This is a genomic window from Rhodoferax sp. GW821-FHT02C08 (genome assembly GCF_059421805.1).
Window position 1 is genome coordinate 86,006 of sequence record NZ_JBWKVR010000011.1, and the last position, 23,787, is coordinate 109,792.

Annotated in this window: 18 protein-coding genes; all 18 read left to right on the top strand. The window is 60.8% G+C overall.

Annotated features, from left to right (window positions below):
- Nucleotides 1–12: 12 nt before the first annotated feature.
- The 18 genes from AC07VY_RS14970 (at nt 13) to AC07VY_RS15055 (ending at nt 23,787) form a co-directional block, all read left to right on the top strand.
- On the top strand, nt 13–819 hold the full coding sequence (locus tag AC07VY_RS14970) for an oxidoreductase (protein WP_495097811.1): 807 nt from the start codon (nt 13–15) through the stop codon (nt 817–819).
- 805 nt (nt 820–1,624) lie between these two features.
- Nucleotides 1,625–3,520 carry a type IV pili methyl-accepting chemotaxis transducer N-terminal domain-containing protein gene (locus AC07VY_RS14975; protein ID WP_495097812.1) on the top strand — a complete coding sequence of 632 codons (1,896 nt, stop codon included), beginning with the start codon at nt 1,625–1,627 and terminating at the stop codon, nt 3,518–3,520.
- Nucleotides 3,517–4,182: a response regulator gene (locus tag AC07VY_RS14980; protein WP_495097813.1), complete on the top strand. Its 666-nt coding sequence runs from the start codon at nt 3,517–3,519 to the stop codon at nt 4,180–4,182. The genes AC07VY_RS14975 and AC07VY_RS14980 overlap by 4 nt, the downstream gene beginning before the upstream one ends.
- A 190-nt stretch (nt 4,183–4,372) precedes the next feature.
- Complete coding sequence (locus AC07VY_RS14985) at nt 4,373–5,629, top strand: MFS transporter (protein WP_495097814.1); 1,257 nt, start codon at nt 4,373–4,375, stop codon at nt 5,627–5,629.
- Nucleotides 5,630–5,653: 24 nt separating this feature from the next.
- Complete coding sequence (locus AC07VY_RS14990) at nt 5,654–7,282, top strand: MFS transporter (protein WP_495097815.1); 1,629 nt, start codon at nt 5,654–5,656, stop codon at nt 7,280–7,282.
- Nucleotides 7,283–7,381: 99 nt separating this feature from the next.
- Nucleotides 7,382–11,296, top strand: a complete 3,915-nt coding sequence (locus tag AC07VY_RS14995) for a nitrate reductase subunit alpha (RefSeq protein ID WP_495097816.1) — start codon at nt 7,382–7,384, stop codon at nt 11,294–11,296.
- 22 nt (nt 11,297–11,318) lie between these two features.
- On the top strand, nt 11,319–11,687 hold the full coding sequence (locus AC07VY_RS15000) for a cupin domain-containing protein (RefSeq protein ID WP_495097817.1): 369 nt from the start codon (nt 11,319–11,321) through the stop codon (nt 11,685–11,687).
- A complete protein-coding gene (gene narH, locus AC07VY_RS15005; RefSeq protein WP_495097818.1) occupies nt 11,684–13,207 on the top strand; it encodes a nitrate reductase subunit beta in 1,524 nt (507 codons plus the stop codon). The genes AC07VY_RS15000 and narH overlap by 4 nt, the downstream gene beginning before the upstream one ends.
- 1 nt (nt 13,208) lies before the next feature.
- Nucleotides 13,209–13,907 carry a nitrate reductase molybdenum cofactor assembly chaperone gene (narJ, locus tag AC07VY_RS15010; protein WP_495097819.1) on the top strand — a complete coding sequence of 233 codons (699 nt, stop codon included), beginning with the start codon at nt 13,209–13,211 and terminating at the stop codon, nt 13,905–13,907.
- Entirely contained in the window at nt 13,904–14,635 is a 732-nt protein-coding gene (gene narI / locus AC07VY_RS15015; RefSeq protein ID WP_495097820.1) for a respiratory nitrate reductase subunit gamma, read from the top strand. The genes narJ and narI overlap by 4 nt, the downstream gene beginning before the upstream one ends.
- Before the next feature lie 39 nt (nt 14,636–14,674).
- Nucleotides 14,675–15,616, top strand: coding sequence for a peptidylprolyl isomerase (locus AC07VY_RS15020; RefSeq protein WP_495097821.1), 942 nt, complete (start codon nt 14,675–14,677; stop codon nt 15,614–15,616).
- Nucleotides 15,617–15,671: 55 nt separating this feature from the next.
- Entirely contained in the window at nt 15,672–16,409 is a 738-nt protein-coding gene (locus AC07VY_RS15025) for a carbonic anhydrase (RefSeq protein WP_495097899.1), read from the top strand.
- Between the two features lie 53 nt (nt 16,410–16,462).
- Nucleotides 16,463–16,870, top strand: coding sequence for a ribonucleotide reductase subunit alpha (locus AC07VY_RS15030; RefSeq protein ID WP_495097822.1), 408 nt, complete (start codon nt 16,463–16,465; stop codon nt 16,868–16,870).
- A 10-nt stretch (nt 16,871–16,880) separates the two neighbouring features.
- Nucleotides 16,881–18,074 (top strand): NnrS family protein, encoded by a 1,194-nt coding sequence (locus AC07VY_RS15035; RefSeq protein ID WP_495097823.1) that lies wholly within the window; start codon nt 16,881–16,883, stop codon nt 18,072–18,074.
- A 7-nt stretch (nt 18,075–18,081) separates the two neighbouring features.
- On the top strand, nt 18,082–18,468 hold the full coding sequence (locus AC07VY_RS15040; protein WP_495097824.1) for a SirB2 family protein: 387 nt from the start codon (nt 18,082–18,084) through the stop codon (nt 18,466–18,468).
- 502 nt (nt 18,469–18,970) lie between these two features.
- Nucleotides 18,971–19,699: a response regulator transcription factor gene (locus AC07VY_RS15045; RefSeq protein WP_495097825.1), complete on the top strand. Its 729-nt coding sequence runs from the start codon at nt 18,971–18,973 to the stop codon at nt 19,697–19,699.
- 104 nt (nt 19,700–19,803) lie between these two features.
- Complete coding sequence (locus tag AC07VY_RS15050; RefSeq protein ID WP_495097826.1) at nt 19,804–21,393, top strand: FecR family protein; 1,590 nt, start codon at nt 19,804–19,806, stop codon at nt 21,391–21,393.
- 135 nt (nt 21,394–21,528) lie between these two features.
- Complete coding sequence (locus tag AC07VY_RS15055) at nt 21,529–23,787, top strand: CHASE2 domain-containing protein (RefSeq protein ID WP_495097827.1); 2,259 nt, start codon at nt 21,529–21,531, stop codon at nt 23,785–23,787.

Here is a 23,787-nt window from a genome sequence, read left to right on the forward strand (position 1 = left end):
CAAGGAACAACTATGTCGAACTCTAAAGTTGTCGTTATTACTGGCGTGTCGTCGGGCATTGGACGTGCCGCTGCCATGACATTTGCCAAGCAGGGTTGCCGGGTATTCGGCACCGTGCGCAACACGGCCAAAGCCCAGGCAATACCTGGCGTTACGCTCATTGAAATGGATATCTGTGACGAAGCGTCGATTCAGCGCGGAGTCCAGAGCATCATCGCTCAAGCCAAGCGCATCGATGTACTGATCAACAGCGCGGGTGTGACCCTGCTGGGCGCGACGGAAGAAACCTCGATTGCCGAAGCCCAGACGCTGTTCGACACCAACCTCTTTGGCCTCTTGCGCACGATCAAGGCCGTGCTGCCATACATGCGAGAGCAGCGCTCCGGGCGCATCGTTAACGTCAGCTCGGTGCTGGGCTTTTTGCCTGCGCCTTACATGGCGCTCTATTCGGCATCCAAGCATGCCGTCGAAGGACTGTCCGAAACTCTGGATCACGAGGTGCGCCAATTCGGCATCCGCGTGGCACTTGTCGAACCATCCTTCACAAAAACCAACCTGGATCTCAATGCGCCCCAGACCGTGGCCAAAATCCCGGACTACGACAAAGAACTAGGCGTCGTCTCCAAGGCAATCCAGAACAATGTCCAAAAAGCGCCCAGTCCCGATGGAGTCGCCGCCACGATTGTCGATGCCGCTTTGGGAGCATGGAAGATGCGCCGTACACCCAAAGGCGAGGCGTCTCTTCTGGCCAAGCTGCGCCGCTTCATGCCCGCTGGCCCCGTGGAAAAAGGTCTGCGCAAGACATTCGGACTCACCTGAATCGATTCCCCCTCTACCCGTTGCAAGCAATCAAGGGACTTGAGTCTAAGAGGGCATGCGCATCAATTAATCGGTAACCCACCGCCTCGGACAACAAGACCATCATTTTTTTGCTTGCCAGCCTGGAACAGGCTTTACCAAGCTTGCACCCAACCCCGGCTTCGCCATAGCCGGTGTTGTGGGTGGCCCGCATGGCGGCGCTTCTTGCCTCCCTGGATGGCACCATGCTGTTCGCTGCATTCGGCGCCTTCCGGCCACGCTTTCCGCAAACCATTCATAGGCAGTGCCATTAACCAAGCAACGCGGCAAATAGGCTCCGTCAAGGGCGTGGCCTTTACCGTGCTGCTGTTGAGTGGCGCAAGTTTGCAACGTGTCGACTTCGATGCAGTCTATCTGTGCCATGCTAGCTTGACACGGTTAACCGCTGCCTTCTATTTACCCGTTAATACATTGCCCACCGTCACAGCGAGAAAGGCGTGACCCCGACTCACATCCAGAAACCACCATTTAAAAAATCTTGAGCATGCTGCCCCGAGGGATTCATAGACATAGTTCCAAATCACTTCCTTTGATACACCAGCAGTCCGTCGCAAGACAGCACATAGTCGAGGGTGGTGGAGAGCCAGGCATCGTCCGTAAAACAGGTTCAACATTAGCTCACAACGAATTGCGTTTTGCGGACCTTCCCTAGGGGGTATATGCTGCAATGCATTACTCCCTAACAATAGACCCATGCTCGTTGATTCTGATATTCACGATGAACACGCAAAGTAGCCGTTGGAGCCTGGGCGCCAAGCTGACTTTGGTGGGCGCACCGTTCCTGCTGATGGCACTGCTGTCAACGGCTGCGACGCTGTGGGTGTCGTGGCAGCTGGACGGCGGGGCTGCGGCCGTAAATGAAGCGGGCCGCATGCGCATGCAGGCATATCGCCTGGCCCTGGTGGTGGATAGACGCGAATCGAAAGAACTCGCACAACTGGTTCAAGAATTTGACACAAGCCTGGCGCTATTGCGCACTGGAGCGCCAGAGAGGCCGCTCTTTGTGCCCTGGGACAAGGAGATACTTGCCCATTTTTCCACGATAGAACTGGATTGGAAGCACTTTCAAAGCCAATGGCTGTCCCAGCCAGCCGCCTCCATGCCAGCCTTGCGTACGGACACGGTCCAATTTACCGCCGATATCGACGTTTTTGTGGCCGGAATTGAAAGGCATTTGACGCGCTGGACGGCCATCTTGCATCTGCTGCAGATTGGAATTTTGGGCCTCGCGGTTGTGGGCTCGGCAGTATTGCTTTTTGTCGGCTATCTGCTGGTACTTGAACCCGTTCATCATCTGAAACAAGCGATACAAAAAATCCAAGCTGGCGATCTCAGCGCACGGGTCGAAGCGGTAACGTCCGACGAGTTTGGCACTTTGGCACAGGGCTTCAACGGTATGGCCGAACATCTGCAATCGATGTACCGGAACCTGGAACGTAAAGTGCAGGAGAAAACCGCTGAATTGGAGGAAAAACGAGAGCGGCTGGAATCTCTGTATGAAGTTACGGCATTGGTGGCGCGGGCAACATCTCTGGACGAGCTGGCACAAGACTTTGCGCAAAGCATCCGGCGCATCGCCCATGCGGATGGTGTGGCGGTACGCTGGTCCGACCAGGAAAACCAGCGCTTTCTGATGCTAGCCGCCAGCGGTTTGCCCGCCTCCATGATGAAGGATGAACAATGCCTGCAAGCCAGTGATTGTCACTGCGGCACGCCTATCTTCAATGGCAGGTTGCGCGTCATACCGATCAATGCCCAGCAACCGGCGGCGCTGAAACATTGCGCTGAGGCAGGGTTCAGTACCGTGATCAATGTGCCCATTCGCCTGCATGGCCGGTTAATGGGTGAAGTGGATCTGCTGTTCCACGCCAAAGTATCGCCATCCGAAGCCGAGCTGTCTCTACTGGAGGCACTGAACAGCCATTTGGCCAGTGCCATGGAAAATCTACGGCTCAATGCGAGTGGAAAAGAAGCCGCCATTTCAGAAGAACGCCACCTGATTGCCAGGGAGTTGCACGATTCGATCGCGCAGTCGCTGGCTTTTCTCAAGATCCAGTTGCAGCTCATGCGCGATGCCTTGCAATCGAATAGGGCGGAGGACGTGCAACTGGTGTTGGAAGAAATCGATACCGGCGTACGTGAGTGCTACGGCGATGTGCGTGAACTGTTGATGCACTTCCGCACCCGGGCCAATGCCGAAGATATCGAACCTGCATTGGCGACCACCTTGCGCAAGTTCGAACACCAGACCGGCCTCAAGACCGAACTGGCGATGGCCGCCGGCCACGGCCTGCCGTTGACGCCCGATGTACAAATACAGGTGTTGCACATCGTGCAGGAAGCACTCTCCAACGTACGCAAACACGCACGCGCTTCCCAGGTGTGGCTGCAGGTGCAGCAACAACCTACCTGGCGATTTGAAGTTCGTGACAACGGTATCGGTTTTGTATCGGATGAACATCCGTTGAAGGAAATGCATGTGGGGATGCGCATCATGGTGGAGCGAGCACAGCGTATGGATGCTGTGCTGGAAACTATTTCAACTCCGCTGCACGGAACCTCTGTAATTCTGACGTTGCCAACGCCCAAGCTACCGGCCCCCACCCACACACCAGCCGCCCCCGGTATAGCGCTGGCTGCGCAAACTATCTCCATCCCATGAGCGATATCTCGGCTTCGCCTATCCGCGTTCTGATCGTGGACGACCATACATTGTTTCGCCGTGGTCTGGCCGCGCTGTTGTCACGGGATGCCCGTGTGCTGGTGGTCGGCGACGCGGGCGATGCCAGCGAGGCGCAGCGGCGCGCCCAGGAGTTGCAGCCTGATGTGATCCTGCTCGACAACCACCTGCCCGGCGTAAGTGGCGTGGACGCGCTGCCCGCCCTGCAGCAAGCCGCACAGCACGCCCGCATCCTGATGCTGACCGTCAGCGAAGATGCGAACGACCTGGCCCACGCCCTGCGTGGCGGTGCGGCTGGCTATCTACTGAAAACCACGGAGGGCGATGCGCTGATCAACGGCATTTGCCAGGCCATGCAAGGTGAAAGCGTGATCGCCCCGGAGATGACCAGCAAGCTGGTGGCGGCCTACCGTGGAACCTCTGTACCGCCGGTGGCGCAAGCTTCGCTGCTGGACACGCTGTCGCCCCGCGAGCGCGACATTCTGCGCGCCATTGCACAAGGCGCCAGCAACAAGGAAATAGGCCGCGACCTGGGCATTGCCGAAACCACCGTCAAGATCCATGTGCAGCATGTACTGCGCAAACTGGATGTCAGTACGCGGGTCCATGCCGCCGTCATCGCCACGGAAAAAGGGCTGATTTAACCCCTTTAGCGCAACCCGCGGGTTGATCCAGCGCAAACCAAAATCAATTATCTGGCCGCTTAGTTCTACAGAACTACGCCCACCGCTGCCCGCCTAGTTCCTCAGGCGGAGGGGCGCCCATCCTTCAGAGGGATGCCGTTCCCGGACGGCCAAATCTACAGTCAAGTCAAGGTCCAGAAGGAGATTTGACATGACGAAAAAGGGGCAGGCGCTCTCGGTGCTGATGGTCAGCACGCTGGCGTTCACCGTGTGTTTTATGGTGTGGATGATGTTCGGCGTCATCGGCATTCCGATCAAGAAAGCGCTAGGTCTGAATGCCACGCAGTTTGGTCTGCTGATGGCAACGCCGGTGCTGACCGGTTCTCTGATCCGCGTGCCCCTGGGTATTTGGACCGACAAATTTGGGGGCCGCAACGTGATGGCCATCCTGATGGCCATCACGGTCCCTGCCATCTACCTGATGTCGTATGCCACCGCGTACTGGCACTTTCTCTGCATTGGCCTGTTCGTGGGCCTGGCGGGGGGCTCGTTTTCAGTCGGCACGCCTTATGTGGCACGCTGGTTCCCCAAGCAGCAACAGGGCTTTGCCATGGGCGTCTATGGCGCCGGCAATTCCGGCGCGGCGGTCAACAAGTTTGTCGCCCCGGCGCTGGTGGTGGCGTTCGGCTGGGCCATGGTGCCGCAGGTCTATGCCGCCATCATGCTGGGTACAGTGCTGCTGTTCTGGCTCTTCAGCTACAGCGATCCTGCGCATCTGGTGCCCAGCAACGTCACATTCAAGGAGCAGCTCAAGGCGCTGAAAGACCCGCGGGTGCTGAAGTACTGCCAGTACTACAGCATTGTGTTTGGCGGCTATGTGGCCTTGTCGCTGTGGATGGTGCAGTACTACGTGGGCGAGTTCGGGCTGGAAATCCGCAGCGCCGCTTTGCTGGCCGCCTGCTTCTCCCTGCCCGGCGGCGTGCTGCGCGCCGTGGGCGGCTGGATGTCCGACAAATGGGGGGCGCACAGCGTAACCTGGTGGGTGCTGTGGGTCAGCTGGATCTGCCTGTTTGTGCTGAGCTATCCGCAAACCGATTTCACCATTGCCACCATCGGCGGCCCCAAGACCTTCCATCTGGGCCTGAATGTCTACGCCTTCACCGGGCTGATGTTTGTACTGGGTATCGCCTTCGCCTTCGGCAAGGCCAGCGTCTTCAAGTACATCAGTGACGACTACACCAGCAACATCGGCGCGATCAGCGGCATCGTCGGGCTGGCCGGCGGCCTGGGCGGCTTTGTGCTGCCGATCCTGTTTGGCGCGCTGATGGACCTGACCGGCATCCGCTCCAGCGCCTTCATGCTGATGTATGGCGTGGTCTGGGTCTCCCTCATCTGGATGTACTGGACCGAAGTGCGTCGCAGTGACGTCATGGGTCCCAAAGCGGCCACTCTCGGCCTGCAGACCTGATTACCGCTTCTCTGAAAGAAAACAATGGACACGAAAATTTCCTCCGCCGCCGACATTGGCGATTGGCGCCCGGAAGACGAGAAATTCTGGGACAGCACGGGCAAGAAGATCGCCTACCGCAACCTGTGGATTTCCATCCCTGCCCTGTTGTGCGGCTTTGCTGTGTGGGGTATGTGGGGCATCATCACGGTGCAGATGTTGAACCTGGGCTTTCCCTTCACGCAGGCGCAACTCTTCACATTGACGGCCATTGCCGGCATCTCGGGTGCAACCATGCGCATCCCCGCGTCCTTCTTGATCCGGCTGGCGGGCGGACGCAACACCATCATCCTGACCACGTCCATGTTGCTGGCCCCAGCCATTGGTACTGGCATTGCGCTGCAGCACCCCGAGTGGCCTTTGTGGGTATTCCAGCTGATGGCCCTGTGGTCGGGCGTTGGCGGTGGCAACTTTGCCTCCAGCATGTCCAACATTTCCACCTTCTTTCCCAAGCGCCTGCAAGGCACGGCATTGGGCCTGAACGCCGGCCTGGGAAACTTCGGCGTGACCACCATGCAAATCGTCATCCCGCTGGTGATGACGGTCAGCCTGTTTGGCAGTTTCGGTGGCGCATCGGTGCCCTTGGTCAAAGACAGCGGCTGGATCTTCGGCAAGATCACCGCGGGCACGCCCACCTGGATCCAGAACGCCGGTTTCGCCTGGGTACTGTCGCTGGTTCCGCTGGGCGCGCTGTGCTGGTGGGGTATGAACAACCTGAAGACGGTGACCCCGGCCTCCGGTGGTCCGCTGGTGGCCTTTGCCAAGATCACCTACCTGTACACGCTGGCCTTTGTGCCATCGATCTTCATGCTGTACTTGTACCTGCCGGCCCCTACCGGCCTGGGCGTGCTCAATATGTGGGTGGCGATTCCACTGGATATCGTCGCTGCGCTGCTGGTGATGAAGCTGGCCGCCTTCGGCACGATGAAGGAAAACGTCGCCAAGCAGTTTGAAATCTTCCGCAACAAACACACCTGGGCCATGACCGCGCTGTATGTGGTCACCTTCGGCTCCTTCATCGGTTTCTCCATGGCTCTGCCACTGGCCATTACCGTGATTTTTGGCTTTCAGCACATTGCGGACGCGTCCGGCGTGATGACCCATGCGCTGAAGAACCCGAACGCGCCCTCGGCGCTGACCTATGCCTGGATTGGCCCCTTCATTGGTGCCGCTACCCGGCCCGTCGGTGGCTGGATCTCGGACAAGCTCGGCGGCTCCATCGTCACGCAATGGGTCTCGGTGGTGATGGTTGCAGCGTCAGCGGCTGTGGGCTACGTGATGATGTTGGCCTACCAGTCGGCCACGCCCGACCAGTACTTCTTCGCCTTCATGCTGCTGTTCGTGGTGCTGTTTGCCGCCACCGGCGTGGGCAACGGCTCCACGTTCCGTAGCGTGGGCTTCATCTTTGACCGCCAGCAAGCCGGCCCCGTGCTGGGCTGGACCTCGGCTGTAGCGGCCTACGGCGCCTTCATCGCTCCGGTGTTGATCGGACAGCAAATCAAGGCCGGCACACCGCAGTTTGCCTTCTACGGATTTTCCGTGTTCTACGCACTGTGCCTGTTCGTGAACTGGTGGTTCTACCTGCGCGCGGGCGCGGAAATCAAGAATCCATGACACATCTATTGCTACATATTTAATAGCTTACTGCGCAGGTGATATCTGCGCTAGAGGCCATTTTTACTCAATAACACAGCAGCTACACCGAGGTATCCCATGAGCCACTTTCTGGACCGACTCAGCTATTTTTCCCAGCCCCGGGAAACGTTCTCGGGCGACCACGGCGTCACCACCGGCGAGGACCGCACCTGGGAAGACGCCTACCGCAACCGCTGGGCCCACGACAAGATCGTGCGCTCCACCCACGGCGTGAACTGCACCGGCTCCTGCTCGTGGAAGATCTACGTCAAGGGCGGCATCGTCACCTGGGAAACCCAGCAGACCGACTACCCCCGTACCCGCTGGGACATGCCCAACCACGAGCCACGCGGCTGCGCACGTGGTGCGAGCTACAGCTGGTACCTGTACAGCGCCAACCGCGTGAAGTACCCCATGGTGCGCGGCCGGCTGCTCAAGAGCTGGCGTGAAGCACGGCTGGGCAACGACCCCGTGGCGGCCTGGGCCTCCATCGTGGAGGACGACGCCAAACGCACCGACTACCAGAAGATCCGCGGCCTGGGCGGCTTTGCCCGCTCCACGTGGGACGAGGTCAACGAAATCATCGCGGCGGCCAACGTCTACACCATCAAAAAGCATGGGCCTGACCGCATCATCGGTTTCTCGCCCATCCCAGCCATGAGCATGGTCAGTTATGCCGCCGGCAGCCGGTACTTGAGCCTGATCGGCGGCGTGTGCATGAGTTTTTACGACTGGTACTGCGACCTGCCCCCGAGCAGTCCGCAGGTCTGGGGCGAGCAGACCGACGTGCCTGAATCTGCTGACTGGTTCAACTCCAGCTTCATCATCGCCTGGGGCTCCAACGTGCCGCAAACGCGCACGCCCGACGCGCACTTTTTTACCGAGGTGCGCTACAAGGGCACCAAGACCGTGGCCATCACGCCCGACTATTCCGAAGTGGCCAAACTGGCCGACATCTGGATGAACCCCAAGCAGGGCACCGACGCGGCCGTGGCCATGGCCATGGGTCACGTGATCCTGAAGGAGTTCTACTTCCCCGACAACGAAGAATGCCGGGCCGCCCCAAATTCTTCGAGCCCCCTTAGGGGGCAGCCGTCCGCAGGCGGCGTGGGGGCTCGTACCGAGCGCAGCGCCTACTTTGACGACTACGTCCGCCGCTACACCGACATGCCGATGCTGGTAATGCTCAAGGAACACACGCTCCCGAGCGGCGAGGTCATTACCGTGCCCGACCGCTACGTGCGCGCCTCGGACTTCAACGGCAAGATGGGCCAGGCCAACAACCCCGAGTGGAAGACGGTGGCCTTTGACGTGAGCGGCAAAGTGGTGCTGCCCAATGGCGCCATCGGCTTCCGTTGGGGTGCCGACGGCCGGGCCGATGAAGGGCAGTGGAACCTGCAGAACAAGGAAGCGCGCCACGGCAATGAGGTCAAGCTGAAACTCTCGGTGATGGAAGGTGATGCACCTAGCACCGAGACAGCCCGCGTCGGCTTCCCCTACTTCGGCGGTATTCAGCATGAGAGCTTTCCCAACAATGTAGCCAAGGGCGGCAACGACAGCGCATCCGGCGACGTGCTGGTGCGCACCGTGCCGGTGCAGCGCATCTCGCTGGGCAAGGCCGGAGAAGAACGCTCTGCCCTGGTGGCCACGGTGTTCGACTTGCAGGTGGCCAACTACGGCGTGCCCCGTGGCCTGGCCGGCGAACTGGCCGCCACCAGCTTTGACGACGACACGCCCTACACCCCGGCCTGGCAGGAAAAGATCACCGGCACGCCGCGCGCGCAGCTGATCACCGTGGCCCGGCAATTTGCCGAGAACGCGCACAAGACCCAAGGCAAATCCATGGTCATCATCGGCGCGGCCATGAACCACTGGTACCACAGCGACATGAACTACCGCGGTGTCATCAACATGCTGATGATGTGCGGCTGCATAGGCCAAAGCGGCGGCGGCTGGGCGCACTATGTAGGCCAGGAAAAGCTGCGTCCGCAGACGGGATGGACCGCGTTGGCCTTTGCGCTGGACTGGATACGCCCGCCCCGCCAGATGAACAGCACCAGCTTCTTCTATGCCCATACCGATCAGTGGCGCTATGAGAAGCTGGGCATGGAAGAAGTGCTGTCGCCTCTGGCCGACAAGCAGGCATTCGCCGGCAGCATGATCGACTACAACGTACGCGCCGAGCGTATGGGCTGGTTACCCAGCGCGCCGCAGCTGCAGACTAACCCGCTGCAGGTGGTGCGCGATGCTGCCGCAGCCGGCGTGGACGCCAAGGACTACGCCGTCAAGGGCCTGAAGGACGGCTCGCTCAAGATGAGCTGCACCGACCCCGACCACCCGGACAACTGGCCGCGCAACATGTTCGTATGGCGCTCCAACATCTTGGGCTCGTCGGGCAAGGGACACGAATACTTCCTTAAGCACCTGCTGGGCACCAGCAACGGCGTGCAGGGCAAGGACCTGGGCAAGGAAGAAGCTAAGCCCACCGAGGTCGTCTGGCACGACAAGGCCCCTGAAGGCAAGCTGGACCTGCTGGTCACGCTGGACTTCCGCATGAGCACCACCTGCCTGTACAGCGACATCGTGCTGCCGACAGCCACCTGGTACGAGAAGAACGACCTCAACACCAGCGACATGCATCCCTTTATCCATCCGCTGTCCACCGCTGTGGATCCGGCCTGGCAGTCGCGCAGCGACTGGGACATCTACAAGGGTTTTGCCAAGAAGTTCAGCGAAGTCTGCGTCGGCCACCTGGGCGTGGAGCGCGAGCTAGTGCTGACGCCGCTGATGCACGACAGCCCGGCCGAACTGGCGCAACCCTTCGGTGTGAGCGACTGGAAACAGGGCGACTGCGAGCTGATCCCCGGCAAAACCGCCCCTAACATGCAGGTGGTCGAGCGCGACTACCCCAACGTCTACAAACGCTTCACGGCTCTCGGTCCACTCATGGGCAAGCTGGGCAATGGCGGCAAGGGCATTGGCTGGAACACACAGACCGAAGTGCGGCAACTGGGTGAGTTGAGCGGCCTGGTCACCGCCGAGGGCGTAACGCGCGGCATGCCGAAGATCGAGACCGACATTGACGCAGCCGAAGTGGTGCTGATGCTGGCGCCCGAGACCAACGGCCACGTGGCCGTCAAGGCCTGGGAAGCATTGGGCAAGCAGACGGGTCTGGACCACACCCACCTGGCCATCCACCGCGAAGACGAGAAGATTCGCTTTCGCGACATCCAGGCACAGCCGCGCAAGATCATCAGCTCGCCGACCTGGAGCGGCATCGAGAGCGAAACCGTCTCCTACAACGCCGGCTACACCAATGTGCACGAGATGATCCCATGGCGCACCCTGACCGGGCGCCAGCAGTTCTACATGGACCACCCCTGGATGCAGGCCTTTGGCGAGGGCTTTTGCAGCTACCGCCCGCCGGTGGATTTGAAGACCACCGCCGGCATCCATGGCATCAAGCCCAACGGCAACAAGGAAATCGCACTCAACTTCATCACGCCACACCAAAAGTGGGGCATCCACAGCACCTACACCGACAACCTGCTGATGCTCACACTCAGCCGCGGCGGCCCCTGCGTCTGGATGAGCGAGGACGATGCCAAGTTGGCCGGCATCGTGGACAACGACTGGATCGAGCTGTTCAACATCAACGGCGCCATCGCGGCGCGGGCGGTGGTGAGCCAGCGCGTCAAACCCGGCATGGTGATGATGTACCACGCCCAGGAAAAGATCGTGAATACGCCCGGCTCGGAAATCACCGGTGTGCGCGGCGGCATTCACAACTCGGTGACCCGCATCGTGCTCAAGCCCACCCACATGATCGGCGGCTACGCACAGTTCAGCTACGGTTTCAACTACTACGGAACCATTGGCACCAATCGCGACGAGTTCGTGGTGGTACGCAAGATGGACAAGATTGACTGGCTGGACACACCGGTTGGGCAGGAACAGGTCCGCGCGACGCAGGCCGAGGGAGAGAACGCATGAGCCGTATTCAGGGAGCCGCGCCATGGCACTGAAACACCTGGCCCCCGGTGAACTCGCGCATGCCGGCCCCCTGGGCGAAGCGCTGCCCGACACACACACCTTCACGGTGGTGCGCACCGACAACCTGCAGATCTTCCGCCTGGTGCTGCGCGCCGGCGCGGATCTTGCCGAGCACGCGGTGCCCGGTGCCATGGTCTTCCAGTGCGTGGAAGGCGAGGTCATTTTCCGCGCACCGGGCTGCGAGTTGCGCATGCAGGCCGGAGACCTCACCCACATGGCTGCCGGCGCACCGCACTCCGTCCATGCCGTAACCGACATGTCGGCCCTGGTCACCGTCGTGGGCCACGCGCCGGTCAGTCCGCCCGTCCCCCTCAAGGAGAACAACACATGAAAATCCGCGCACAAATCGGCATGGTCCTCAATCTGGACAAGTGCATCGGCTGCCACACCTGCTCGGTTACCTGCAAGAACGTCTGGACCAGTCGGCCCGGCATGGAATACGCTTGGTTCAACAATGTAGAGACCAAGCCCGGCATCGGTTACCCCAAGGAATGGGAGAACCAGGACAAATGGAACGGCGGCTGGGTGCGCAAGGCCAACGGCAAGATCGAGCCGCGCCAAGGCGGCAAGTGGAAGCTCTTGATGAAGATCTTCGCCAACCCCAACCTGCCGGAGATTGACGACTACTACGAGCCCTTCACCTTCGACTACGGCCACCTACAGTCCGCCCCCGAGATGAAGGCCAGCCCCACGGCGCGCCCGCGCAGCCTGATCACCGGAAAGCAGATGGACAAGATCGTCTGGGGCCCGAATTGGGAAGAAATTCTGGGCGGCGAATTCAAGGGCCGCAGCGCCGACAAGAACTTCGACGACATCCAGAAAGAGATGTACGGCGAGTTCGAGAACACCTTCATGATGTACCTGCCGCGCCTATGCGAGCACTGCCTGAACCCGGCCTGCGTGGCATCGTGCCCCTCGGGCTCGATCTACAAGCGCGAGGAAGACGGCATTGTGCTGATCGACCAGGACAAATGCCGCGGCTGGCGCATGTGTGTCAGCGGCTGCCCGTACAAGAAGATCTATTACAACTGGAAAAGCGGCAAGGCCGAGAAATGCATCTTCTGCTACCCGCGCATCGAAGCCGGCCAGCCCACCGTGTGCAGCGAGACCTGCGTGGGCCGTATCCGCTACCTGGGCGTGCTGCTGTATGACGCCGACCGCATCCAGGAAGCCGCCAGCGTGGAGCATGACCGCGACCTGTACCAGGCGCAGTTGGACATCTTCCTGGACCCGAACGACCCCAAGGTGATCGCCCAGGCACGCGTTGACGGCATCCCCAACAAGTGGATGGAAGCTGCGCGCAACAGCCCGGTCTACAAGATGGCCGTCGAATGGAAGGTGGCCCTGCCGCTGCACCCTGAGTACCGCACTCTCCCCATGGTCTGGTATGTGCCGCCGCTCTCGCCCATCAGTGCAGCAGCCAATGCCGGGCACCTGGGGCAGAACGGGCAGATTCCGGACGTTAACCAGCTGCGCATCCCGGTCAAGTACCTGGCCAACCTGCTGACCGCCGGCGACACCGTTCCAGTGATCCGCTCGCTGGAACGCATGCTGGCCATGCGTGCCTTCCAGCGTGCCAAGCATGTGGACGGCGTGGTCGACGACGCCGTGCTGGAGCAAGTGGGCATCACCCGCGCCATGGTGGAGGAGATGTACCACGTGATGGCGATTGCCAACTACGAGGACCGCTTCGTCATCCCGACCACGCACCGTGAATATGCCGAGAACACCTTCAATGTGCGCGGGGGCTGCGGCTTCTCGTTTGGCAACGGGTGTTCGGAAGGGACGAGCGAAGTCAGCCTCTTTGGCAGCGACAAGAAAAGAACCATCCCTATCAAGGCGGAGATCTGACATGACCACCCACAAGCAAACCGCCAACGATCTGTCCATTACCCTGCGCGTACTCGCGCGCCTGCTGCAGTACCCCGACGCAGGCATCCGCTCCCACCTGCAGGAAATGCGCGCCGCACTGCATGGCGCGCACACCGTTGGCCGCGAGCGGCTGGCCGAACTGGACGCACTGATCGACAGCCAGTTGACCCAAAGCGCCATCGACGCCGAGGCCGACTACGTGCAGTTGTTCGACTGCGGCCGCGCCACCTCGCTGCATTTGTTCGAGCATGTGCATGGCGACTCGCGCGAGCGCGGCCCGGCCATGATCGACCTGGCCAAAACCTACGAGGCCGCCGGCCTGTTCCTAGCCGAGGGCGAACTGCCCGACTACCTGCCGGTGCTGCTGGAATACGCCTCCACCCAGCCGCCAGCGCAAGTCCGCGCGCTGCTATCGGAAGTGGCGCACATCCTTAACGCCATCTTCAACGCGCTGGAAAAGCGCGAAAGCCGGCATGCCAGCGTGCTGGGCGCGCTACTGGAGATAGCGGGTGAGGCAGCCCGCTCCATCACCATCACACCCGACGAGCCGCTGGACGTGGCCTGGGCCGAGCCTGCCGCGTTTGACGGCTGCTCGACACAGGGCCAGGCCAAGCCGGGCGACCCGCAACCGATCCACATCGTCCGCCGGAACAGCCCGGCACAAGGAGCATCGATATGAGCGGCCTCTATGGTTTCCTGTTCCAGGTTTACCCCTATGTCTGCTTCACAGTATTCCTGGTCGGCAGTCTTATCCGCTTTGACCACGGCCAGTACGGCTGGAAGAGCGACTCCTCGCAGATGCTGCGCACCGGCACGCTGCGTTGGGGCAGCAACCTGTTCCATGGCGGTGTACTGTTTTTGTTCTTCGGCCATATGGTGGGCCTATTCACGCCACACGCCGTGTATGGCGTCTTCATGAGCGCCGCCAGCAAGCAGTTGATGGCGGTGGTGGCCGGCGGCATTGCGGGCACACTGTGCTTCATCGGACTCACGCTGCTTTTGTACCGGCGCATCTTTGACCCGCGCATCCGCTACACCAGCCACCCCACCGACATCGCCGTGCTGGTGATCCTGTGGGTGCAACTGACCGTGGGCCTGATCACCCTGCCCTTCTCGCTGCAGCATTCCGACGGCAGTGTGATGCTGATCCTGGCCGACTGGGCCCAACGCATCGTCACTCTGCGACCGGTGGATGCGACGGCCCTGGCCGCACTGCCCTGGCCCTATCTGTTTCACATCGTCTTTGGCATGACCATCTTCCTGCTGTTTCCATTCAGCCGGCTGGTTCACGTGTGGAGCGGCTTTGCCTCGATCTTCTATGTATTGCGGCCCTATCAGGTGTCGCGCGCCAGACGCCTTAACCTGCCGCAAGACCACAACCTGCCGCCCCAACGCGACCGGCCCTGAACGCGGCACGCAGCGCAACATACAACACAAGGAATCACCATGGACAACGGATGTGGATCAGGCTCCTGCGGCTGCAAGAGCGGCGGAGCAGCAACAGCTCTCAGTGTGAAGCCCCAAGCCGGCGGCTATGACGCCGCGCTGGTCAACTCGCTGACGGCCCCCCCGCCCGTGCCGCTGGAGCCCCGCACCGGCGGGCCGGGCCCAATAGCCAGCATAGCCAGCGTCAACGGCGTGCCGCTCCACCTGGCGGACGAATACCCCAACGAAGAAAGCCTGCGCCAGATGGCCTGCAGCGAGCTGCTGCGCCAGGCCGCGCAATCAGCCGGACTGCTGGCCGCAGACGACCCGTCGCTGACTGGTGGCGTGCAAAGCGAAGCTGCCACAGAAGCGATCGAGGCGCTGCTTGAGCGCGAGCTGAAGGTGCCTGAACCCTCTGACGAGGCCTGCGCCCGTTACTACGCCGCGCATGCGGCCCGCTACCGCACCGACGAGCAAGTCCACGCCCGCCACATCCTATTTGCGGTGACGCCGGGCGTGGACGTGGTGGCACTGCGCAACCGCGCCGAGGGCGTGATGCTACAAGTCCGCTGCCATGACCGCGATGATGCGAAGGCGGCAGCGGCCTTTGCGGCCGCGGCCTCGCAATGGTCCAACTGCCCCAGCTCCGCCGAAGGCGGCGAGTTGGGCTGGCTAGGCCCGCAAGACTGCGCGTCAGAGTTTGGCCGTGAACTGTTCGGCCTGAATGACATGGGCGTTCTGCCCCGCCTGGTGCACAGCCGCTTCGGCTTTCATGTGGTGGAGGTGCTGGCTCGCAAGAGCGGCACGCCGCGGGCCTTTGAGACCGTGCGCGAAGCCGTACGCCTGGCCTTGAAGCAGCAGACCTGGGCGACGGCCCTGCGCCAATACCTCACCATCCTGGCCGGGCAAGCGAGCCTCGTGGGCGTGGCGCTGGAGGCCAGCGGCTCACCGCTGGTGCAATAACGCGGCCATAGTCTCGCCTTCCGCCAGCGCCATGCCAGCCAACCTGCAAGATGATCTGCCAGACGACCTGCTGATGCGCCTGCGGCGCTTTCACGACCATACCTTTCCCGGTGCGCAAGCGCAGTTCCAGAGCCTGGTGCGCGACGGCCAGCACCCGACCATCCTGTTCATCGGTTGCTCCGACTCACGGCTGCTGCCCTACCTGCTGACGGGTGCGGGACCGGGCGAGCTATTCATCGTGCGCAATGTCGGCGCCTTTGTACCGCCCTACGACGGCTATGTCGATGACCCCATGAACGGGTCGCGGGACACCGCACGCCGCTGGGTCGGCTACCACGGCACCTCTGCCGCTATAGAGTTTGCGGTACTCAACCTCAAAGTCTCGCGTATCGTGGTCTGCGGCCACAGCCATTGCGGCGCCATCCGCGCGGCCTATGAGGGCGTGCCGGATGAAGCCGTCAACCTCAAGGCCTGGTTGAGCCTAGCCGCCGAGGCCCTGCTGCCGGTACAGCCCGGCCCCGAAGCCCTGCGCCGCACCGAGCAACGTTCCGTAGTGCTGCAACTGGAGCGTCTCATGGACTACCCTATGGTGCGCGAACGGGTCGAAGCGCGGGCCCTGGCGCTGCACGGCTGGCACTACGTCATTGAAGACGGTGAAGTTCACGTATTTGATGTCCAGACCGGCCAGTTCGTCCCGGCATCCACGGCCTCACACAGCGGGGATGGGCCGTACAGAGAGCATTTAACCGAACCGGTTTTCAATGAGATAGACGATGCCTACCGCCCGCACTGATACCACCCGCTGGACCAGTGACCTCCTAGCCCTTATCTGAAAGAGAGCAACCCATGGATATTTCCTGTTTTGATGACTTGCTGCAGGCCGCGCGGGCACAGCCGCTGCCACAACGCCTGCTGCTGGTGTTTGCGAATGCCGACCTGCCTGAAAACAGCACGCCAGCGCAGCGCGAACGCTTCCTGGCGGGCCAGGGCGGCGCGCTGGTGCCAGTGATGTGCGTGGACAAGACACCCGACGAACTGCACAGCTTCGCCGATCTGGTGAAAGAATCGGTGCAGATGGCGTCGGCGTGGAGCATGGTGTTTGCAAGCAGCCTGTCTGGCACACCGGGGATACCGCCCGGCAGCGCAGTCGCGGAGCAGGCTCTTGAGCGCATGGTGGCGTCCATCAAGGCGGGCCAGCTGGCAGCCATGGTTCCCTTTGACCGCCAAGGCCAGGCGGTGTCCCTGGGCTGCTGACGGCTCCGCCATGGTGGACACCATCCGAATCCGAGAGCCCAAGCCGGCCGCCATCGGCCCCGGTCTGGCGTTGTGGCGCATGGGTTTTCGGCCGTTCTATCTGCTGGCCAGTGTGTTCGCTGCACTGTCCATCGCCTTGTGGGCCCTGCAATACGCGGGCTGGCTAGGCCGGCCTTATCTGCAGGGTCCTCTGTGGCATGCGCACGAGATGCTGTTCGGCTTCACACTGGCCGTGGTGGTGGGCTTTCTCTTCACCGCCGGGCGCAACTGGTCGAACCATCCCACACCAACGGGTCTGCCGCTGGCGGCACTGGCCGGACTGTGGGTGGCTGCGCGCGTGCTGGTGCTCACCCCGTTCGGCTGGGCGGCCGCCGTCGCCAATACCACGTTTCCGCTGGCCGCGGCCATTGCGCTGACGATTCCTTTCCTCGCCGCGCGCAACCGGCGCAATTATTTCTTCATCGGCCTGCTGGTGCTGCTGTCGGCAGCGGCGCTGATGGTGCACCTGGTGCTGCTCGGGGTGCTCGCGCTACCGGGCTGGCTGGGTATCCAGATCGGGCTGGATGTGGTGCTGTTCATCATGGTGGTAATGGGCGGGCGCGTCATTCCCATGTTCACCAACAACGGCATTCCGGGGGCCAAGGCGGTGCGCCACCCGGCCGTGGAAAAGCTGGCCCTGGGCTTGGTGTTGCTCATCCTGGTGGCCGACCTGCTTCTCTGGCATGGCGCCGCACTGGCCGGCTTGCTAGGCGCGGCCGCCGTCGCCCATCTGGTGCGCTGGTGGTTGTGGCAGCCATGGACCACCTGGCGCACGCCGTTGGTCTGGGTGCTGCATGCGGCCTATCTGTGGATCGTGCTGCACCTGGGCTTGCGTGCCTTGTCCATATTCGGCTGGGTGGCCGCATCGGCCGCCACGCATGCACTGACGGTGGGCGCCATCGGCGGTCTGGTCATCGGCATGGTGACACGCACGGCGCTGGGCCACACCGGTCGGCCGCTGCGCGCGGGCCGCATGGAGGTGATCAGCTACGGCTGTGTGCTGGCCGCGGCGCTAGTGCGAGTGTTCGTACCGCTGGCGGTGCCGGCAGCCGCCGTGCCCGCCGTGCTGTGTTCCGGCCTGCTGTGGTCGCTCGGCTTTGCCGTGTATGCCGTGGGTTACTGGCCGGTGCTGACCCGGCCCCGCCTGGATGGCCGGCCCGGTTGAAGCGACCATGGACTACCTAGCACTCAAGACCATCCACCAGACCGCCGTGGCCTTGTCGGTTGCGGGCTTTTTCGCCCGCGGCCTGGGCGCGCTATCCGGCGCTGCCTGGGTGCGCGGCCGGATCGCCCAGAGCCTGCCGCATGCCGTGGATTCGGTTCTACTGCTGTCGGCGCTGAGCCTGGCGTGGACATTGCGGCTCAACCCGTTCCTGACGCCCTGGCTGCTGGCCAAAATCGCCGGTTTACTGGTCTATATAACACTGGGCATGGTGGCGTTACAGCCCCACCATTCCCGGCCAGTGCGTGCAATAGCCTTTCTGGGTGCGCTGACCAGCGTGGGCTACATCGTGGCGGTAGCCATCAGCAAAAGTCCATGGGGGCTGTTTAGACTTTAATTGCCCAGAACAATCCAGTTATTCCGTGCAATTAAGGTCGTGAACAGGGGCCTAGCATTCATGCGGGTTTGCAGCGTTACGATTTAACAACGGCCATAGTTAAAGTCGTAAACAAAATTTCTCGATCTCGACCACTTTTTCGAGCTGCCATCGAAAACGTGCTGACCGAACTGCTTTACCTGACCCTACGTGACATCAGCCTTAAATTACAGGTCTGCAATACATTGCTCTATGGTCTTACCAAGCTGGGCCGGCCATTCACAGCCTCTATGGCTAGCCTCGTTTTGAGCCGACCGTCCTTGATTTAGGACTCCAAAACAACAAAGTGGATCGAATACCACACCATTTGCCAATGGAATATTAAGAATCATTTCATGTCAGCTTGCTTGCGGTAAAGTATTTACCCTACCAAACACCTGTTGCAAAGTGCTACAGATGCCAAACACTGGGGCACATCGCTTGCATCCCAGCTCAGCAACTTTCATTCGCCAAGATAGACTCGATGCGCGTCGCAGCTGTTGATGACGATCCTGCCCAACTTGACCTTATCCACGCGGTGGTGGCTGCGATGGGCCACGACTGTCACGTCTTCGCCCAGGGTGAGGACTTTTTGCATGCAGTAGAACGAGAAACCTTTGACCTTCTGATCATCGACTGGGAGTTGCCAGACATCGAAGGCACAGCGATTGTGCGCAAGGTACGTACACATTTAACGTCGGCAATACCGATTTTGATGCTAACCAATCGCAGCGACGAACGCGATATCGTGACCGGACTGCAGTGCGGTGCCGACGACTACATTGTCAAATCCAAGCGCGTGGTGGAACTGCGTGCACGCATTGCTGCCCTGCTGCGCCGTGGCGGCCATATCCGCGCCACCGAAGAACTTAACTTTGACCGTTACCGCTTCCATACGACCCAACGGAGCGTATATCTGGACGGCGTCGCGGTGGTGTTGAAACACAAGGAATTTGACCTGGCGCTAACCATGTTTACCCACCTGGGCCAACTAGTATCGCGCGGTTACCTGATCGAAGCGCTGTGGGGTAAGGGTGCCGATGTCACTTCCCGGTCACTCGACGTCTACTTTTCCCATGTCCGTAGCAAGCTGGCGCTACGAGCCGAAAACGGCTACCGGCTGACTTCTGTTTACAACCATGGCTACCGGCTGGAAAAAGTCCAGTCAACCACGCCAGACTATGGACCTACCGCGTTTCAACAATCCGAATGATCGCCCGATTTTTATCCCAGATTCTTTGCCACACACCTTGGATTCTTGCCCCGATTCTTCTGGGTTCCAGCGCTGCCGCTTTTTCGCAAAATATCGACTACACCTTGCAACCGGGTGAAAACCTGTATGTGGTAGCCCAGCGCTATCTCTACAAACCAGCGCAGTGGAAGCTGCTGCAACAATTGAACAAGGTGCACGACCCCTTACATCTGCGGCCGGGCACCGTACTGACAATCCCCGTACATCTATTGCGCCCCCAGCCGGCGAATGTACAAGTAGTGCATGTAGTCGGTGACGCCAGCGCTTCAACACCAGGTCAGCCCAAAGACCAAGCGCTGGTCATGGGCCAATATCTACCACAGGGCAGCCAGTTGACTATCGGTGACAAGGGCTTCGTGACGCTGCGCCTGGCCGATGGTTCGACAATTCGGCTGCCAGCCAATACCCGTATTCAGCTGAATGAAATGCTCTATGCGCCGGCGTCGAAGGACATTCGATCGACGATCCAACTGGACCGCGGCCGCGTGGAATCGAAGGTAACACCATTGCCCTCAGCCAACAGCCGATTTGAGATCCGTACACCCCATGCCGTGGGTGGCGTGCGGGGCACCCGCTTCGGCGTGGCCCTGGACGACAAAGGCGCATTTATCAACGATGTGACCGAAGGCGCGGTACTGGTCCGCTCGGCTCAGTCTCCTGCGGTGCAAGCAATGGTGCATGCAGGTGAAGGTACCCGCTTAGGCACGGCAGATACCCAAGTCATCGTGGCGCCGCTGCTACCCGCACCTGATCTGTCGCAGTTGCCTGCCATCGCGGAAGATATTTCGTTTGTGGAGTTCGCCCTCCCCGCTCTCGGCGCCGCCTCGGCATACCAAGTACGGATCGCTACCGACGCCGCGCTGGACCAGGTAATTCGGTTTGGTCAATTTACCCAGACGGACGTGCGCTTTGAAGGCCTGGACGATGGCACTTACCAATTGGCAGTGCGCCCGGTCGATGGACGAGGTGTCCTTGGCGTAGAGGCAAGTCGCTCTATACAGGTCAAGGCACGCCCCGAGGCACCATTCCTGCGCCAGCCGCAGCAGGGCAGCCAATGGTTTTCATCCAGCGTTGAAATGCTATGCACCGAAAGCACTGGGGTCAAAGCCTACGATTTGCAAGTGGCGCGCGATGCCGCATTCCGTGACCTGGTCAACGATTTACACAACTTGCCCCAGTGTCGCCAGCTTATAAGTGATCTCGTCCCCGGCACGTATTTCTGGCGTGTCGCATCGGTAAAAAACACTTCAGACGGCATACGCGACCGCGGGCCGTTCAGCAAACCGGTCAGCTTCAGGGTAGAAGCCCTGCCGCCCACACCGCAAGCACCTCGCGTGGCAGCCGACGGCGCTACAGCACTATCGATACATTGGGGTACGGCAATGACGGACGGCGTACGCTTTCATATACAGATCGCGCACGACTCCAACTTTGCCAACATACTGGACGACAGCGTGGTGGAAACATCCAATTTCAGCCATCCGCTGCCACCGGCCGGCGTGTATTACGTCCGGGTGCAGCAACTGGACCGCGAGGGTCATGCCAGTGCATTTACCTCCACCCAGTCCTTCACCGTACCGGCACGCCTGATGACGTCAGGTAGCCAATCGGTGCTCAGCTCCGATGGCAATCCGGTGCGTCCAGGCAGTCATTAATGACCCAGCCACGCAGACAGGTAGCGTCGTATCTTGTTTAAATGGCGGCTCGGCAGGGTACTTTTACGGCAGGATAGCGGGTTGCATCCGCGCCGCTTGAGAAGGCGCCAGCGGGAATGGTTGCTGCTAGCCACCATGCTGCTGGCGGTTGTGGCCATGCTAGGCAGTTACAACGCGCTGGAACGACCGAATCTGGTGATTGCAGATCAGCTCATGCGCCTGGTTGATCGCCCGGTATCGGATGAGATTGTGCTGATTGCCATCGACGACAAAAGCCTGGCCGCCATCGGGCGCTGGCCATGGCGACGCGGCTTCCACGCGGCGCTGCTCGACCAACTCACACCAGCCCGCCCCAAAGCAGTCGGAATGGACTTGATCCTTACGGAGCAGGACCCGGTGTACGCCGCCGATGATGCAGTGCTTGCCGACGCAATGCGACGCAACGGCAAAGTCGTTCTGCCGCTGGCACTGCAGGACAACTATGGCGCCGGCAAATACATACCGCTGCTTCCCGTGCCGGTGCTAGCCGCATCAGCCGCAGCCATAGGACATATTCAGCTACAGCTAGACGCAGATGGCATAGTCCGCACCGCCTATTTACGTGAGGGCGATGGTGCGCACTGGTGGAGCCATCTGGGCGTCGCCACTCTGGAAGCTGGCGGCTTCACTGCAGGCAATCGCAATACACCGTCTGTCCAAACGACCAATAGCACGCCACATCCATGGGTGCGCGACCACTTGATGCAAATTCCGTTCGTTGGAGCGCCAACGCATTTTCAGCAGGTGTCTTATGTGGATGTGCTGAAGGGCCAGGTTCCGCCGTCCACATTTACCGGTAAGTATGTGCTGGTCGGGGCCACATCGGCAGGCATGGGTGATGCATACGCCACCCCACGCTCCGGTAATGCCGAGCTTACCGCAGGTGTGGAAATTTCGGCGAATGTGATGAATGCGCTGCTAATGCAGCAGCGGGTGCAGCGGGCCACTGGCTGGCGCAACGCGGCGTTCTGCGTGGTACCAGTTGCATTGGGCTTACTGGCTATTCTGTGGCTGTCGCCCACCGCGTCCTTGCTTGCTAGCGCTACCCTCATCCTGTTGACGCTCGGCGCCAGCTGGCTGGCCATGCGCTACGCCGGTATCAGCTATGCGCCTACCGCCGCTCTCATAGGCCTGCTCGCCGCCTATCCCCTATGGATGTGGCGCAGACTAAGTGCAGCCACAGGGTATTTGCTACAAGAGTTTCGACGCATGGAAACGCGCCACGAATTTCCCCCAATGCAGCCCGCCAAGAGCCTGGGCGACCCACTGGAGCGCCATATCCATGCACTGCAGAACGCGTCGGCGCAATTGCGCAATCTGCACCGCTTCGTCAGTGACGTGCTCAGCCATTTGCCAGATGCCACCATCATTAGCGACTCGGCTGGCCAAGTGTTGATGGCGAACCAGGCCGCCGGCCAGTATTTCCAGCGCCTGGGCATCCAGCAGGTTGCCAAACAAGCACTTGCGGATCTGCTGCGCGATGTCCATCTACAGGTGCCAGGTATTCCTGCGTTGCAAGACAACTCTCTGGCAAAGACGACGGACATTTGGACAATTGAATCAAAAGATATAGCAGGAAACGCTGTATTGGTGCGCTGCGTACCCTGTTTTGATACTGGTGGCATAGCAACCGGCTGGATCACCAGCCTGGTCGACATCAGCGCGATCCGCGCGGCTGAACAGCAACGTGATGAAGCCTTACGCTTCATCTCGCACGATATGCGCTCCCCCCAATCGTCCATCCTGGCCTTGCTGGAGCTTCAGCGCATGCAGCCCGCTACCGCGATCGGCCCCGACACACTACAACGCATCGAGCGCTATGCCCAGCGTACTTTGCACTTAGCCGAAGAATTCGTGCAGCTGGCCCATGCCAAGTCCAATGCCTATCGGATGCAGACAGTCGATCTATCCGAGCTCTTAAACGAAGCAGTCGATGAAGTTTGGCCTCAAGCGCAAGCCCGTGGTATCCGCTTCAAGCTGCATCTCGCAGATCAGCCCGCCTGGTGCGAAGCCGACCGTGGGCTGCTGACCAGAGCCATCGGAAACCTGCTCTCCAACGCGGTGAAGTACGGCCCGGCACATAGCGAGGTCCACTGTAGCGTGCAAGAACTGCCAGGTCGCTGGCAGCTGGCAATTGCAGATGTCGGCCCCGGCCTTTCAACGGCGCAGCAAGAACTGCTGTTTCAGCACTTTGTGCGCCTGCAGCCGGACCGAAAATCGGCCCCCAAGGGCGTTGGCCTGGGCCTGGTATTTGTACGCACTGTAGTGGAGCGGCTGGGCGGCCGCATCCAGCTGAGCAGTGCGCCAGGGCACGGCACCGTGCTGCAGTTCTCACTAGCAAAGAGCACCGAGTAA